Genomic DNA, 15,495 nt, shown 5'->3' on the forward strand with positions numbered 1-15,495 from the left:
GGTTTCTCTCGACTACTGTGAAATGGTGCCCGTCTACGCTTACTTCGGCCCCGCCGGCACGTTCACCGAGATGGCGCTCGATGCCGTCCTGCGCCGACGCGGCGAGGCATCGACGGCGACCAAGATCGCGGTGAGCAATCCGCCGGCCGTCATCGATCTGATCCGCAGCGGGGGCGCGGACTTCGGCTGCGTCCCCATCGAGAGTTCGCTCGAGGGAGCGGTCCCGGCCACGATGGACGCCCTGTCGCCGAGCGCCGGCCTCCCGCGCGTCCAGGCGTACGCGGAGGCGGCTCTCGACATCTCCTTCACCGTCGCCGCGGCAACGCCCATGGACCCCGCCGACGTGCGGACCGTCGCGGCGTATCCGGTGGCCGCGGGTCAGGTCCGCCGCAGCATCGAAGAGCTGTTCCCGCGGGCCGAGGTGGTCGTCGCCACCTCCAATTCGGGCGCAGCGCGCGACGTGGCCGAGGGTCGCGCCGACGCCGCCGTGACCACGGCCGCCGCGGCGCGGATGCATGAGCTGGCGACGCTGGCCGACGGCGTCGCCGACTCCGACGACGCCGTCACCCGGTTCCTGCTGCTGGGGCCTGCGGGGCCGCCGCCGGAACCGACGGGAGCAGACCGCACGTCGGTGATTCTGGACCTTCCGAACACGCCCGGAAGCCTGGTCGCGGCGATGAACGAGTTCGCGATGCGCGGCATCGACCTGACCCGTATCGAATCGCGGCCGGTCGGCCCCGGACAGTACCGTTTCTATCTCGACGCGCGAGGCCACGTTCGGGACGCTGCGGTCGGCGAGGCGCTCCGCGCCCTGCACCGCAGTGCCGAACGTGTGGTCTTTCTCGGATCGTGGCCGGTCGACCCGCAGTTGGCCGTGACCACGGCCGCGACACCGCCCGACCACACCGAGTCACGCGAGTGGTTCCACCGTCTTCTTTCTGGAGAACTCTAAAGACATGGCAAGGCTTCACCTGGTCCGGCACGGCGAGACCACGTCCAACGTGCTCAAACGTCTCGACACCGCACTTCCCGGCGCGTCGCTGACCGATTTCGGCGCGCGACAGGGCGTGCGGTTCGGGCTCGAACACCCGCTGACCGACTCGGCGGTGCTGGTGAACTCTGTCGCCAATCGGGCGCAGCAGACCGCGGAACTGATCGGATCGGTGTGGGACTCGTCCACCGAGACCGTGGAAGGCGTTCACGAGATCCAGGTCGGCGACCTCGAGGGGCGCAGCGACCGCGAGGCGCATGAGCAGTTCCACGAGATCGTCGCGCGCTGGCACCGGGGCGACCTCGACGCCCGGCTGCCCGGTGGCGAGTCGCTGGAGATGCTTCACGACCGCTATCTGCCGATCATCGACGATCTGGCGTCGCGGTACCTCACCGGCGCGAATCAGCGGGACGTGTACTTGGTCTCCCACGGTGCGGCGATCCGGCTGATCGCCGCACACCTGACGCGGCTCGACCCGGAGTTCGCCATGAAGAACTACCTGAACAACACCGGTTCGGTGGAGTTGGAGTTCACCGGCGATCTGTGGGTCTGCCACCGATGGGGCGAAGCCGCACTGCCGGACGCCGACGGTTCGGATACCGCACCCGGCTACGAGGATCCGATGGGCTGACCCGGCCCCGACGGCCTGATCCGGTCAGCCCCAACCGTTGGCGTGCAGCCACTCGTCGCTGATACCGAAATGGTGCCCCACCTCGTGCAGCACGGTGATCGCGACCTCTCGGCGCAGTTGCTCGGCCGAATGGCACATCGCGAGGAGCGGCTCGCGATAGATCTCGATCGTGTCGGGCAGGAAGCCGCTGTACTCGGTGGTCCGCTCGGTGAGCGCCACACCCGTGTACAGGCCCAGGATGCCGGGATCGTCCTCGTTGTGCGGACGCACCAGGATCACGACGTTCGACATGGCGTGCATCAGCTCCTCGGGGAGGAGGTCGAGCGCATCGCCGACGAGGTTCTCGAACTCTCGCTCCGACATCCGCAGCGGCATGTCAGCCGCCTGCCGGCGCGGGAAGCTGCGCGTCGTTCGGCGTGTAACCGGGAGGCAGTGGCACGGGCTCGCCCACCGACCGTCCCGGCGGGCCGACGTCGACCGGCTTCGGACTGCCGCCGTTGATGAGCAGCGTGTCCGGTCCGCCGCGGGCGTCGCCGACCAGGGTCGCGAAGCCGCCGCGGTCGGGCAGCGCCGCGTAGCAGACCACACGCCGGCTTCCCGTCAGCCAGCTCACCTCGGAGATCACCGACCACTGCACGTTGAGCGTGGTCGCCTTGAACTTCTGCGCGCCGCCGAAGAACCTGTTCGTCTGCGTCGGGCAGATCGTCTTCAGGTAGTCGTTCTGATCCGCGACGCTGGGCCACGGCTTGCCGGAGTTGCGGCCCCCGAAGCGCTGGGACAGGTCCACGGTGCCGGTCACCTGGAAGGCGTGGGGTTCGGCGCAGTTCACGACGCTGCTGGTGGCCTTGCGGGTGGTCTTGTCGATGCCGATGCAGGTGCCGTCGGGCCATGCGAACGACTGGTCCACATCGCGGACGCGGCCGGTGAACTCCTCCTGGCCGCCGCCGGCACCGGGTTGTTCGATTCCGCAGCGCAGACTGCGCACGCCGCGTTCCCACTCCACCTTCGACGGGAACATCAGTCCGGGCGAGAGCCGGCCCTGCGGATCCAGTCCACCGCCCAGGTAGCGGTCGACGATCACGCCGCAGCTCTCATCGCGGATCGCGGCGAAGCGCTCCGGTCCGGGCCACGGTGCCTCCGAGGAGAACTCGGAGCTCGGGAACGCGGAGGTGTCGAGCACACCGGCCACTTCGAACCGATGCGGCGACTCGCACGCCACCGCGCTCGGCTCGCCGGGTGTGTCGGCGCTCCAGGTGAGGCAGTCGCCCGCCTCGGATCGGGTGAAGTCGTTCTCCTGCGCGGGCGATCCCTCACCGATGACCGACGAGCCGACATCGCCGACGTCGTCGAAGACACCGGTTCCGAGCATCACTCCGCCCGCGGCGAGCGCACCGACGAGCACGGCCCCGAGCACCAGCCGCAACGAGTTCTTCGGCATCCGGTTGCGGGAGTCGGCCGGCTCGCGGCCGTCGGCGGGCTCGGGCCCCCCGTCGTCCCCATCGCGCTCTCCGTCGTCACCGTAGTCGTCGTCGCCGTATCCGTCGTCGCCGTAGTCGTAGGCGTCCTCCGGTTCGACGCCCCACTCCTCGACGTCGTCCTCGACCTCCGCGTCGTAGTCGTCGAGTCCGGCCGTCGGCTCCGCCTCCCCGCCGATCTCCGGGAGCTCTGCGGTCGCCTGCTCATCGCCTTCGACGGCACCGACCGGCCCCCACACGTCGGCATCGCCGTCGACGACGGGGCGGGCCTCGTCGTCGCCGCGGCCGTCATGCATCGGTTGATCCCTCTTCGAAGTCATCGCGTTCCATCATGCCTGGTCGTTGCTCGCCTCGTGTTCCGAGTAGGGTTCAACGTGTGATCGACCTGAAGATCGTGCGTGAGAACCCCGACCTTGTACGTGCCTCCCAGCGTGCCCGCGGCGAGGATCCCGGACTCGTCGACCAGCTCCTGGAGGCGGACGCGGCACGGCGCTCGGCGATCGCCGAAGCCGACGCCCTGCGCGCGGAGCAGAAGTCGCTCGGCAAACTCGTCGGCAAGGCATCCGGAGACGAGAAGACCGCTCTGCTCGCCAAGGGCAAGGAACTGGCCGAGCAGGTGAAGGCCGCCGTCGCGAAGCAGAACGACGCCGACTCCGCGTCGCAGGCCGCGCACCGCGCCATCTCGAACATCATCACCGATGCCCCGGCCGGTGGCGAGGACGATTACCTCGTCCTCGAACACGTCGGTGAACCGCGCGCCATCGACGACCCGAAGGACCATCTCGAACTCGGAGAGAGCCTCGGCCTCATCGACATGGCCCGCGGTGTCAAGGTGTCGGGTTCGCGGTTCTACTTCCTCACCGGTCTGGGCGCGATGCTGCAGCTCGGTCTGCTCAACATGGCCGCGGCGAAGGCGACCGCCAACGGTTTCACGCTGATGATCCCGCCGGTCCTGGTGAAACCGGAGATCATGGGCGGCACCGGCTTCCTGGGCGCGCACAGCGACGAGATCTACCACCTCGACGAGGACGACCTGTACCTCGTCGGCACGTCGGAGGTGCCTCTCGCCGGGTACCACAAGGACGAGATCCTCGACCTCTCCGGCGGACCGAAGCGTTACGCGGGCTGGTCCACCTGCTTCCGCCGCGAGGCGGGGTCGTACGGCAAGGACACCCGCGGCATCATCCGCGTGCACCAGTTCGACAAGGTGGAGGGCTTCATCTACTGCAAGCCGGAGGACGCCGAGGCCGAGCACCAGCGGATTCTGGGCTGGGAGAAGGACATGCTCGCGGCGATCGACGTGCCGTACCGAGTCATCGACGTGGCAGGCGGGGACCTGGGCAGCTCGGCCGCCCGCAAGTTCGACTGCGAGGCATGGGTTCCGACGCAGGGCACGTACCGCGAACTCACCTCCACGTCCAACTGCACCACCTTCCAGGCACGACGACTCTCTGTCCGCTACCGGGACGAGAACGGCAAGCCTCAGATCGCGGCGACCCTCAACGGCACCCTCGCGACCACCCGGTGGCTGGTCGCCATCCTCGAGAACCACCAGCAGCCGGACGGTTCGGTTCGCCTTCCCGAGGAACTCGCGCGGTTCGTCGGGGTGGAACACATCCGACCGGTGTAGTCGGCATTCCGGACGTCGTCGTCCGCGCCCTCGAAACCGTTTCATCCGTGCCGTCGCCGGGTATCCGACGGCACGGATGAAACCGCCAGAGAGGACCTCGGGTCGATGGACGTGCCACAGAGACTGATCGATCGCATCAGCGAGTTCGAGGAGGCCGATCGGGCCGCAGCGCCGCTCGCCGGTGCGGTACACCGCGTGACTCGGCGCGATGCGGTGAAGAACGCACTGTCGGGCAGCGCACTCGGCCATCAACTGCATCCGGTGCTGACCGATCTGCCGATCGGCGCCTGGACGATGGCGTCCGCGCTCGACTACTTCGGCGGCACTCGTCACGCGGACGGCGCGAGGCGGCTGGTCGCGCTCGGTGTGCTCAGCGCTGCGCCCGCCGCTGCGGCCGGAGCCTCCGATTGGTCGGATTCGTACGGCGGCGACCGGCGGATAGGCCTCGTCCACGGCGTGATGAACCTGGCGGCCACGGGTGTGCACGCCTGCTCATGGGTGGCCCGGATGCGCGGGCGATCGAAGGCGGGGGTGGCGCTGAGCACGATAGGTCTCGCCCTCACGGCGGGGGCGGGGTACCTCGGCGGCCATCTCTCGTTCGCCCGCGGCGTCGGCGTCAACCGAACCGCATTCGAACCAGCGGTCACCGAGTGGACGCGAGTGGCGGCGCTGCACGAGCTCGAAGAACGCAAACCCCTGCGTGTCGAGGCCGCGGCGGTGCCCGTCGTTCTCGTGCTCGTCGACGGCCGCGTCCATGCGCTCTCGGCCACGTGCATCCACGCCGGGGCCGGCTCGACGACGGGATGGTGATCGATGAAGATTCCGGCCCGTGCCTCGTGTGTCCGCTGCACGGCAGTACATTCCGTCTCGCGGACGGCGGCATCGAGCGAGGGCCGGCCGCGGTGCCGGAGCCGCGCTGGCAGGTGAGAATCGACAGCGGTGAGATCTGCGTCAGCCGGCGGACAGTGCCTGCGGCGAGAGGGTTCTGACCAGATTCCTGGCCCATTCGAACTGGCGCTCAGCTTGTGACAGACACTGATCGACGAGCGCGGAGCACTCGGAATCGTTGGTAGCGGCGGCGCCTTGGCCGAGGATCTCCCACTGCATCGTCAGCCCTGCGATCCGTTGACAGACGCCGCACAATTCGGCGACCGGCAGAAGCGACGCGGGGAGCTCTCGGGCCGGAGTCTCGAACACACTCGACGGGCCGACGGCGGCCTGAGTGTCGAACGTCGCCTCCGACTCGACGCCGCGAGCGACGGCCAGCGATCTGACGGCACCGGCGTGATTGCGCGACCAGGCCGCGAGATCCGCAGCGAGATAGTGGATCTCAGGGTCGGTCGGGTGGTCTCGTGCGATCGATTCCAGCTCCAGGGCGAGAAGTCGTTCGGAGCGCTCGAGTTCACGAAGGAGGAGGCCCAGGTTCTTCATCGCGTCCCCTCGCTCTCCCTGGAGAGCAATGCGATGGCGGCGGCCGCGGTTTTGAATATCGGTTGCTTGGACGCCGGATCCCAGTCCGTGAGCGTCAGCTCGTTGGCGGCCCGGTCGTGAGCTGCCGGTGATTCCACGTCCCAATAGCCGTAATGGAAGGGCAGAAACAGCACCCCCGGTCGAATGTCCGCGATCCGTGCGGCGGCGCGCACCGTGCTGCGGGGACTTCGGATCTCGACCGGATCGCCGTCGCGAATGCCGTGGGTGGCCGCATCTGCCGCTGACAGCTCGACCCACACCTCCGGGGCCGCACCGTTGAGTTCCGGTGCCCGGGCGGTCTTGGTTCGGGTGTGGAAGTGGTAGACGGTCCGCCCCGTGATCAGGGCGAAAGGGTATTGCGCCGACGGTGGTTCGTGCGGCGTCTCATAGTCTGCGGACTTGATCAGCGCGCGTCCTTTCGGATCGTTCGCCCGGTACCGGGTGGCGTCGACGGGAGATCCGGTGATCAGGTCCTTGCCGTACGTCTCGCACTCGTCGGCCGCGGTCCAGAAACGACCGTCCGCATAGAGGCGTGCCGTGCCGCCGGGCGCGGTGTCCGTGCACGGCCACTGCACGCTGCCCTGCTCACGCAGCCCCGCATAGCTCATGCCGCTGTAATCGCAGAGTCTGCCGGCGCTGCACCGCTTCCACGCTTCGAACACGGCCTCCGCGTTCGACCACGGCGTCAGCGGGCGGCCGTCTCGGTCACGGAAGTCCATCCGTCGCGAGAAGTCCAGAAAGATGTCCAGATCCGCACGGGCCCCTCCGGGTGGGTCCACCGCCTTCTCCGACAGGTGCACGGTGCGGTCCGCGTTGGTGAAGGTACCGACCTTCTCGCCCCACGCCGCCGCGGGCAGCACCACGTCGGCGAGCATGCCGGTCTCGGTGAGGAAGATGTCCTGCACCACCAGGAACAGACTCTCCTTCGAGAGGATCGACCGTACCCGGCGCAGCTCCGGCATCGAGACAGCGGGATTGGTCGCGGAGACCCAGAGCATCTTCAGCGATTCCTGCTCGGCGTACCGGAAGATCTGCATCGCGTGGGTCGGCGGCGCGAAATGCGGGATCGTCGCCGCATCGACGTTCCAGACCGAGGCGAGCTCTCTCACGTGTGCGGGGTTGGCCCAGTTCCGAAAACCGGCCAGGTCGCCGTCGGCGCCGCACTCACGGGTGTTCTGTGCGGTCGGCTGCCCGTTCATCTGCAGTACGCCGCAGCCCGGACGTCCCAGCATTCCTCTGAGCAGGTGGATGTTGTTGACCTGTACCGCCGACGCCGTGGCTTGATGCGACTGGTAGAACCCCTGCAGGACCGTCGACAACAGTCTCTGGGCTTCGCCTATCAGCCTCGCCCCATGCCGGATGTCGTCGGCCCCGACTCCGCAGATGTCTGATACTCGCTCCGGCGGGTACTGCGAGACGAGGTCGGACAGGTCCTCGAATCCGACGGTGTGTTCCCGGATGAACTCGTCGTCGATCCACCCGTTGACGACGAGTTCGCGCAACAGACCGTTCATCAGTGCGAGGTTCGTTCCGGGCAGCGGCGCCAGATGGACGCTCGCCCGTCGCGCGACCGCGGTTGTCCGCGGGTCGACGCAGAGGAGCTTCGGCGGATCCGGAGCCGCGAGACGGTCGAGTATCCGCATCCAGGTGACGGACTGGGTCTCCGCGACGTTGTGCCCGAAAAGCGCGATGACGTCCGCATGGTCGACATCTGCCAACGTACCGGGTTGGCCGTCACTGCCGAACGATTCCTTCAGTGCTTCACCGGCGGTAGCGGTGCACAGGCGAGTGTTGCCGTCGAGGTGGTTCGTACCGATCCCGGCGCGGGCGATCACGCTCAGCGCGTAGTACTCCTCGAGGAACAGCTGGCCGGATGTGTAGAACCCGATCGAACTCGGGCCGCTGGAGTTCAGCAGGTCCTCGGCGTGTTCGGCGATCCGGCTCATCGCGGTGTCCCAGTCGGTGGGGACGAGTTCACCGTCCTTGCGCACCATCGGCGTGCTGAGCCGGTCCGGGGAGGCGTTGGCCTTCCAGCCGTAGCGGTCTTTGACGTCGAGCCTTCCGCGGTTGATCCGGTCGTCGGCACGGCCTCGGATTCCGACGATCCGACCTCTCCGGACGGCGATCTCGAGGCCGTCGCCATTCGAGTGAAGAACCGACGCGGTCGGTACCCAACAGTCCACGTCGTCTGACGTCGTGCCGGCCGCCAGCTCGGTATCGACCCGTCGCGGCCACATCTGGGCCCTCTTGTACGGGGTGCGCGGCCCCCAGATGTCGGTCACGGCCATCACTCCCCTGCTTGACAACGCTGTCGCTGCCCAGCGGGTACCCGACCGAACCGCTCTGAAACCTCGGCGAATCTCGACGCGACTCCCCGAGGAGAAGGCTCTCGCGGTCGTACGTGGGCGTACGAGCGCGCACAGCCGATGCCGACGGATGTTTCGTCTCCGGGGTCCGCGGGCATTCCCCGTGAAGTTCTCCACCGACCTGCAAAGACCGAGATCTCACTCAAGGAGCCGGCATGACCGACCACCTACTGCTCGCCGACGAGGTTCTGGCGCGCTCGTCCATGTTCACCTCTGTGGGCTGGATCGGCTACATCATCATCGGCGGCGTGGCGGGATGGCTCGCAAGCAAGATCACCGGCGTGGACGCACAGATGGGCCTGTTCGCCAACATCGTCGTGGGCGTGGTCGGTGCTCTGATCGGCGGATTCGTGCTGAGCTTCTTCCTCGACACCGCCAGCGCCGGGATGTGGTTCACATTCCTCACCGCGCTCGCCGGTGCGGTGTTGCTCCTCGTCGTCCTCAAGGCCCTTTCACGACGAGCCTGACAGTCTCGTCGCTGAGAGGACGGCTGCGGCGACGGTCTGACCGGCGACCTCGCCCGAGGTGCCGCGCCGCTCGGCGGCCGCACCGACGGTGGCGAGACCGGTAGCGTAGTTCAGATGAACTCCCAGCGACCCGAGCCGCCGTACCAGCGGCGACCGAGCGGAGGCCCTCGACCGGAGGCGCCGACCCGCAGGGTCTCCGGTCCGCCGCCCGGGGAGCCGGGCTACCGGCCGCCACTCGCGTGGTCGCAGGAACCCGACCCCCGATCGCGGCGACGTTCGCCCGCGCCGCCGCCCCCGAACCCGCTGCCCTCGAACCGGCAGGCGCCGCCCGCCGGTCCCCGCCCGGCCGCTCCCGGCGCGGTCGGCTACGCCCCGCGCCAGGAGCCCCAGCCGGTCCCGGCGGGGCGGCGCCCTCCGTCTCCCGCACCGGCCGCAGGTGGCGCACCGCCTCGCCGTCGCTCCGACGAGAGGCGGTCCACACCGCCGCCGACTCCGCCCCGGCGCCGCGGCCGCGCCGCGACCTCTCCCGAACCGCGCAAGCGCAGGCGGTTCCGGCTGGGCCGGATCCTGCTCGTGATCGTGCTCCTGCTCGTCGTGATTCCAGTCGGGCTGCTGTTCTATTACGACGGCAAGCTGCATCGGGTCAACGCCCTGTCCGGCTATCCCGGACGGATCGGCGATACTCCCGGAACCAACTGGCTGATCGTCGGAACCGACTCCCGTCAGGGACTCACCGAGGAACAGAAGAAGAACCTGGCGACCGGTGACGCCGACGGAGCGCGCACCGACACCATCATGATGGCGCACCTGCCGACCTCGGGTAAGCCGATGCTCATCAGCATCCCCCGCGATCTGTACGTGCCGATCCCCGGAATGGGCAGCCACAAGATCAACGCCGCCTTCAACAACGGCGGGCCGCAACTACTGGTCCAGACCGTCGAAGAGTTCACCGGCGTCCGCATCGACCACTACGCCGAGATCGGGTTCGGCGGCTTCGACAACCTCGTCGATTCCGTCGGCGGGGTTCAGATGTGCCTCGATCAGCCCCTGCACGACCCCAAGGCCGGGCTGAACCTGCCCGCGGGATGCCAGAGACTCGACGGCGCTCAGGCACTCGGACTGGTGCGCACCCGCGCCTTCCCCAACGCCGATCTGGAGCGAGTGGTGAACCAGCGCAAGTTCCTCGCGGCACTGATGTCGAAGGCCACGAGCCCCGGGGTGCTGCTCAACCCGTTCCGGCTGTTCCCGTTCGTCAGCGGGGCGGTCGACGCGGTCACCGTCGACAGCGGCGACCACATCTGGAACCTGGCCTGGCTCGCGTACAAGATCAGCGGTGATCCGATCACCACGACGGCGCCGGCCGACGGCGACGAGTTCACCGACGACGGCGACTCGCTGATACCTGGCGAGACGACGAAGAGTTTCTTCGACTACATCGCGCGCGGCCGGGCGGTTCCAGCCGATCTGCTGAGCGGAGGAACCGGCGCCGTGTCGTAGTGGCCGCCGCCACCGGATCGGAGTCGGGCGCCGCCCGTCGCCACCAGCCGGGTGCGGAGCCGGGCCATTAGACTCGTCCCATGACCGAAACGCCGCGCACGCCGTTCCATCAGCTGCTGCACGACCAGATCAGCAACGAGTTCTCCGCATCTCAGCAGTACATCGCGCTCGCGGTGTACTACGACAGCCACGACATGCCGCAGCTGGCGAAGCATTTCTACGCCCAGTCCGTGGAAGAGCGCAATCACGCGATGATGATCGTCCAGTACTTCCTGGACCGCGACATCGATGTCAAGATCCCCGCCGCCGACGCCCCGATCACCGAGTTCGACGACTACCGCGGCCCGATCGAACTCGCGCTGAAGCAGGAGAAGATCGTCACCCAGCAGATCGTCGATCTGGCGAAGACCGCCCGCGACAGCGGCGACTACCTCGGCGAGCAGTTCATGCAGTGGTTCCTCAAGGAGCAGGTGGAGGAGGTCGCGACGATCACCACGCTCCAGACCATCGCCGACCGCGCCAACGGCAACATCTTCGATCTCGAGAACTTCGTGGAACGCGAGGTCAACAACGGCGGCCCCGCACCCGACGCCGCCGAACCGCCGGCCGCGGGCGGAAACCTCTGACGGCCGGCGGGAGGGCTCCGGCGGCTACCGCAGCGTGACCTGACGCCCGATGATGCCCGCCCGGGAGCTTCGCTCGGCGGCGGTGAGGTCGGAGGTCTCGGCCAGCGCCTCGGTCAGCCGGGCGTCGAACTCCTCGACTCCCGAGTGCCATTCCTCGTGGTGCGCCTCGGGATCGAGGTCGAAGACCGGAACCACCAGACCGTGGGTGCGGAACGAACCCGCGAAGCGCGAACCCTCGCCCAAGGTCAGCCCGCCGGCCGCGTGCACGCGGGCGAGTGCGTTCATCAACGCGGTCTCCTCCTCCGGACGCACCCACCTCAGATGTGCACGATCGCCTGCGTCGACCCACCACGGTGCACCGACCCCGCTCGACGGGTGCAGCCGGGCGGTCGGAAGGATTGTCGCGTTGGCGCGCTCGAGCATCATCGAGAGCTCCGCCGGAACGTCGGAGTCGTCGGCGAACCACCACCCGAAGTCCTCATGCACGACCACCTGGAGTTCGGCCTCCGGGTCGATGATCTCGGTGAGCGGACGACCGAGTACGCCGCCCGGGTAGGTGTCGCCGGCGGCGGCTGCACTCGCCCAGGTCAGCGCCGCGGACAGCGAGCCGGCGAGGTCGGCCGGCTCGGGGTTGGTCTGCAGGGCCACGAGGCCTCCGGTGACCTTCCCGCCCTCGTCCCCCTCCGCCGCTCCGCGCTCGCCGAAGACCGCTGCGTCGCGCTGCCGGACCTGGGCCGGCACCGCACCGGGCAGAATGGTCGCGAAGTCGGCTTCGTGCGCCGCGTCGAACCCTGCGGCGAACGGCACCCGGGCAGTGGCGGAAGCGATGAAGGCGCGCAACGCCACCAGATCGCATTCCGCCTTGAGTCCTTGGAACGGGCGCGCCGGCGCCGCCAGTGCGGCTTCCTGCCGCGCCTTGCGGGCGGCGACCCGCTCGGCTCGATTGCTCCCCGGACGCGGGCCGCTGCCGCGCTTGCTCTTCTTTCCCATGCGACCAGCCTCTCATCCGCCGGGACGCGGCGCACGAGGGCACCCGATCGCTGACGTCTCACTCCACCGTGACGAGCCAGTCCCGCACTCGGGCCGGGTAGTTGGTCGCCAGCCAGCGCACGCCGAGGTCGGCGCACAGCTGCACGTCGGCCTGGTCGTCGCACGTCCACGCGTAAGTGACGCGGCCTGCTGCGGCGGCCCGATCGACGAGGTCGGGGTGCAGACGCAGGGTCTCGATGGACGGTCCGACACCGGTGGCGCCGACAGCCGTCGCCGCCGTCCCGCCGATGATGCGGATGCTGTCGCCGAGGAGGATCGTCGGGAGTATCGGTGCGGTGCGCCGCACCCGCCACACGCCCGCCGGGGAGAACGAGATCACGACGGCACGGCTGTGGTCGGCCGACGGCGGCGCAGCGACGCCGAACTCGTGGAGGACTTCGAGGAGTTTGAGCTCCACCATGCTGCCGAAGCGGACCGGATGCTTGGTCTCGATGAACAAGCGCACCGGCCGATGCCAGTCCAGGGTGAGGGTGAGCAATTCGCGCAGGGTGAGCACCGACGCCGCCCGGCCGCTTCGGTGCCACGAGCCGAAGTCGTATTCACGCAGTTGCGCCAGGCTCATCTCGCTCACCACACCACTCGCGTCGGACGTCCGGTCGATGGTGCGGTCGTGGATGCAGACCAGTTCGCCGTCGGCGGTCAGCCGGACGTCGCATTCGAGGCCGTCGGCGCCCTGCGACAGCGCCAGCTCGTAAGCCGCCAACGTGTGCTCGGCCAACTCGCCGGAGGCGCCGCGATGCGCGACCACCGCGGGCTTGCCCGAGCGCGAGATACCCGCCGACATCATGCCGCCACCAGTCGTCGTCCGGATGCGCTGGAACCGACCGGGCCGGTGAGGACCGTCACCAGCCGCGGACCCACCCAGTGGGCGAAGACCGCGGAGACCGCGAGCGAGAACGTGACCAGCGCGAGCGCATTGGCGCTCACCTGGACCGAGTCGCTGAACCATGAGCCGATTCGATAGCAGACCGCGATCAGCGCGACGAGATTGACGATCGCCCACGCGGTCCCCAGACGCTTGATGCGTCCGATCGCCGGAGCCGGAGCGTCGCCGCACAGCGCGGCCTCGCTGAGCAGCAGGGGAACTCCGACGACATTGGCCAGCGGCACCGCCGCCAGCGCCAGTACCACGCGGGCCGGCCGCGGGTCCCGGCGGTCGGCGGCCCGATACGCTGCGGCCCGCGCCGGAAGCAGCCAGCGCACGAAGGCCACGAGTGCCACCAGCATTGCGACGAAGGCGAAGACTCCGAAGACGAGCACCGCGGCGCCCGAGAGCAGATCCAGCCACATCGGAATCGGCGTCGAGCGGTTGACGGCCGCGATGACGTACCGGATCAGATGCACCACCGCCGCCGCGCCGAGCATGGAGGTCGCCATCCGCAGCGCGCGCAGCAGCACGTCGCCGGGGTCCGCGGGCTCCGGGTTCTCCCCCGGCGAGATCGGCCCGCGATCCGACAGACCCCAGCGCGGTATGTACCGGTACGACGGGGTCGGCGTCCATTCGTGCGCGCGGACCGTGACCGGAGCCGGACGCGCCTCGGCCGGACGGTCGGCGACCCAGCGCAGACCGGCCCGCGCGACACTCGTGCGCGGTGCCGAAGCCCCTCGCGCGGCACCGGACTGCGGCCGCTGAACCACGCGGCCCTGTGCGTCGAGCACCATGAGCCGACGGCCGCAGCGCGGGCACAGTTCACGTCCCTCGCGATGCGGCGCCTGGATGCGGCAGCCGGGGCAGACGTCGAGCATCAGGCGTCGCCGCTCCCGTACATCCCTTCGGTTCCGGTGTCGACGGGCTTGTCCGCCGCCTGCCACGCCACCATGCCGCCCTCCACGCAGGTTCCGTCGATACCGCGCATCGCCAGGTACTGGAGCAGGCGGAACGATCGCCCACTGGTCCGGCATATCACCAGGAGTTCGGAGTCGAGGTCGATCTCGTCGATCCGCGCGGGCACGTCGTCGAGCGGGATGTGCAGCGCCCCGCGCACGTGGGCTTCCTCCCACTCGTAGTTCTCTCGAACGTCGAGAAGGACCTTGTCGGTGACATCGCTGAAGTCGTCGGGGAGGTCGGTGACCGCCACCGTCTCGATCTCGTCCATGCTCACCGTTCCCATGCTTCCACAAGTGCCCCGAACTCGATGCGGAGCCGCCGCGGATGATCGCATCGCGGAGCCTTCGGCGCTACCACAACCGCCCAGCGGCGCAACGCGCTCACCCATATGCAAGGCTGCATATTTTTATCCACAGCGGCGTGTCGCACTGTCGATCCACACATACCCACAACCTCCGCCAGTCCTGTGGACAGCCCTGTGGATTTGTGGATAAGGGGAGGTGAAAGTAAGACTTTTTGTGTCGAACGTCTCATTCCGGCTGACAGTTCCCTGAATCTTCATCGCATTTCCCCTGGATTGTCGCCTGACGGCCAAGCGATTCTTCCCCAAGTGCACTGTGGACAGCGTGGGGATAACCCAGTCGGACAAAACCTCAAGTTCTACTTGCGACTTGCTCGGGCGCTGATCGCGGCACACTACACTCCGAGGTTGTGCACGTGCGCTGGCTCACCGCTTTCTTCGACTTCCCGGCCTCCGAATTCGGCGCGGAGGTGACCTTCTGGCGCGCGATCTCCGGCAGTACGGTGTCCCCGCCGCGCGGCGAGTTCAAGGAGTTCGCGACGCTCGAACCGTTCCACGGCGACCCTTATCTGCGTGTTCAGCGGGTCGACGACGGTCCGGGCGGGATGCATCTGGATCTCCACGTGGACGATCCGTCGCAGGCGATGCTCGAGGCCGAGTCGAGGGGCGCGACGGTCGAGTCCGTCGCCGACGGTGTCGTGACGATGCGCTCGCCCGCCGGCGGCGTGTTCTGCCTCATCCCGTGGCGGAACGAATCAGTCCGGGCCCGGCCCATCCGGTGGCCCGGAGGAGGCATCAGCATCATCGATCAGCTCCGATTCCAGGTGCCGTCCGCCGACTTCGGCACCGAGGTGCAGTTCTGGGCCGGACTCACCGGCAAAGACGCCGGCCCCACCGAGGGCGTCGATGCGGTCGCTCTCAACAACAGTCCCCGACTCTCGCTGCAGGTCGTCATCATGCGGACCGACGAGAGCGTCGCCAGCGCGCACACCGCGATCGCCGCCACCAACGTGCCGGACGAAGTGGAGCGGCACGAGGGCTGGGGCGCGACGGTCGTCGCACGCTCCGCCGACTGTGTGCAGATGGCCGACCCGTGCGGCCGGCTCTACTGCATCACTGCGCGCAATCCGCGGACCGGTGTGTGAGACCACCCCCGACTGCCC

The 15,495-nt window shown here is 68.5% G+C and carries 16 protein-coding genes; 8 read left to right on the forward strand and 8 right to left on the reverse strand.

The annotated features are described in order from the left end of the window. The first annotated feature begins 22 nt into the window (after nucleotides 1–22). Both pheA and ACE11G_RS16935 read left to right on the forward strand, forming a co-directional pair. Nucleotides 23–952 (forward strand): prephenate dehydratase, encoded by a 930-nt coding sequence (gene pheA, locus ACE11G_RS16930; protein WP_006897146.1) that lies wholly within the window; start codon nucleotides 23–25, stop codon nucleotides 950–952. Nucleotides 953–956: 4 nt separating this feature from the next. Next, the gene (locus ACE11G_RS16935; protein WP_062367828.1) at nucleotides 957–1,622 is read left to right on the forward strand and encodes a histidine phosphatase family protein; all 666 of its coding nucleotides are present in this window, start codon (nucleotides 957–959) and stop codon (nucleotides 1,620–1,622) included. A 24-nt stretch (nucleotides 1,623–1,646) separates the two neighbouring features. Here ACE11G_RS16935 and ACE11G_RS16940 read toward each other — a convergent pair whose 3' ends face one another. Next, a complete protein-coding gene (locus ACE11G_RS16940; protein WP_006897148.1) occupies nucleotides 1,647–1,997 on the reverse strand; it encodes a metallopeptidase family protein in 351 nt (116 codons plus the stop codon). A gap of 1 nt (nucleotide 1,998) precedes the next feature. Further along, the gene (locus ACE11G_RS16945) at nucleotides 1,999–3,393 is read right to left on the reverse strand and encodes a septum formation family protein (protein WP_062367827.1); all 1,395 of its coding nucleotides are present in this window, start codon (nucleotides 3,391–3,393) and stop codon (nucleotides 1,999–2,001) included. Between the two features lie 80 nt (nucleotides 3,394–3,473). Here ACE11G_RS16945 and serS point away from each other — a divergent pair, with 80 nt between their 5' ends. Next, nucleotides 3,474–4,727 carry a serine--tRNA ligase gene (gene serS, locus ACE11G_RS16950; protein ID WP_006897150.1) on the forward strand — a complete coding sequence of 418 codons (1,254 nt, stop codon included), beginning with the start codon at nucleotides 3,474–3,476 and terminating at the stop codon, nucleotides 4,725–4,727. A 105-nt stretch (nucleotides 4,728–4,832) separates the two neighbouring features. After that, on the forward strand, nucleotides 4,833–5,537 hold the full coding sequence (locus tag ACE11G_RS16955; protein WP_375003184.1) for a DUF2231 domain-containing protein: 705 nt from the start codon (nucleotides 4,833–4,835) through the stop codon (nucleotides 5,535–5,537). 141 nt (nucleotides 5,538–5,678) lie between these two features. Here ACE11G_RS16955 and ACE11G_RS16960 read toward each other — a convergent pair whose 3' ends face one another. Next, the gene (locus ACE11G_RS16960) at nucleotides 5,679–6,158 is read right to left on the reverse strand and encodes a hypothetical protein (RefSeq protein ID WP_006897152.1); all 480 of its coding nucleotides are present in this window, start codon (nucleotides 6,156–6,158) and stop codon (nucleotides 5,679–5,681) included. Continuing rightward, complete coding sequence (locus tag ACE11G_RS16965) at nucleotides 6,155–8,485, reverse strand: molybdopterin oxidoreductase family protein (RefSeq protein ID WP_006897153.1); 2,331 nt, start codon at nucleotides 8,483–8,485, stop codon at nucleotides 6,155–6,157. The genes ACE11G_RS16960 and ACE11G_RS16965 overlap by 4 nt, the downstream gene beginning before the upstream one ends. A 233-nt stretch (nucleotides 8,486–8,718) precedes the next feature. Here ACE11G_RS16965 and ACE11G_RS16970 point away from each other — a divergent pair, with 233 nt between their 5' ends. The 3 genes from ACE11G_RS16970 (at nucleotide 8,719) to ACE11G_RS16980 (ending at nucleotide 11,153) form a co-directional block, all read left to right on the forward strand. Next, nucleotides 8,719–9,030: a GlsB/YeaQ/YmgE family stress response membrane protein gene (locus ACE11G_RS16970; protein ID WP_006897154.1), complete on the forward strand. Its 312-nt coding sequence runs from the start codon at nucleotides 8,719–8,721 to the stop codon at nucleotides 9,028–9,030. 573 nt (nucleotides 9,031–9,603) lie between these two features. After that, the gene (locus ACE11G_RS16975) at nucleotides 9,604–10,527 is read left to right on the forward strand and encodes an LCP family protein (RefSeq protein ID WP_062367826.1); all 924 of its coding nucleotides are present in this window, start codon (nucleotides 9,604–9,606) and stop codon (nucleotides 10,525–10,527) included. Between the two features lie 80 nt (nucleotides 10,528–10,607). Next, nucleotides 10,608–11,153 (forward strand): ferritin, encoded by a 546-nt coding sequence (locus tag ACE11G_RS16980; RefSeq protein WP_006898078.1) that lies wholly within the window; start codon nucleotides 10,608–10,610, stop codon nucleotides 11,151–11,153. A gap of 24 nt (nucleotides 11,154–11,177) precedes the next feature. Here ACE11G_RS16980 and ACE11G_RS16985 read toward each other — a convergent pair whose 3' ends face one another. The 4 genes from ACE11G_RS16985 to ACE11G_RS17000 are packed head-to-tail and all read right to left on the reverse strand — an operon-like array spanning nucleotide 11,178 to nucleotide 14,299. Next, a complete protein-coding gene (locus tag ACE11G_RS16985) occupies nucleotides 11,178–12,143 on the reverse strand; it encodes a DUF5926 family protein (protein WP_006898079.1) in 966 nt (321 codons plus the stop codon). 58 nt (nucleotides 12,144–12,201) lie between these two features. Continuing rightward, on the reverse strand, nucleotides 12,202–12,990 hold the full coding sequence (locus tag ACE11G_RS16990) for a glycerophosphodiester phosphodiesterase family protein (protein ID WP_085950764.1): 789 nt from the start codon (nucleotides 12,988–12,990) through the stop codon (nucleotides 12,202–12,204). Then, nucleotides 12,987–13,949 (reverse strand): DUF4328 domain-containing protein, encoded by a 963-nt coding sequence (locus ACE11G_RS16995; RefSeq protein ID WP_375003188.1) that lies wholly within the window; start codon nucleotides 13,947–13,949, stop codon nucleotides 12,987–12,989. Before ACE11G_RS16995 ends, ACE11G_RS16990 begins: the two co-directional genes overlap by 4 nt. Next, nucleotides 13,949–14,299 carry a rhodanese-like domain-containing protein gene (locus ACE11G_RS17000; RefSeq protein WP_006898082.1) on the reverse strand — a complete coding sequence of 117 codons (351 nt, stop codon included), beginning with the start codon at nucleotides 14,297–14,299 and terminating at the stop codon, nucleotides 13,949–13,951. The genes ACE11G_RS16995 and ACE11G_RS17000 overlap by 1 nt, the downstream gene beginning before the upstream one ends. 443 nt (nucleotides 14,300–14,742) lie before the next feature. On the opposite strand from ACE11G_RS17000, the gene ACE11G_RS17005 reads away from it, so the two are divergent. Further along, the gene (locus ACE11G_RS17005; RefSeq protein WP_006898083.1) at nucleotides 14,743–15,477 is read left to right on the forward strand and encodes a VOC family protein; all 735 of its coding nucleotides are present in this window, start codon (nucleotides 14,743–14,745) and stop codon (nucleotides 15,475–15,477) included. Nucleotides 15,478–15,495: the final 18 nt, after the last annotated feature.

The sequence above is a fragment of the Gordonia sp. PS3 genome (assembly GCF_041950545.1).
In the GTDB taxonomy this organism is placed as follows: Bacteria; Actinomycetota; Actinomycetes; order Mycobacteriales; family Mycobacteriaceae; genus Gordonia; species Gordonia sihwensis.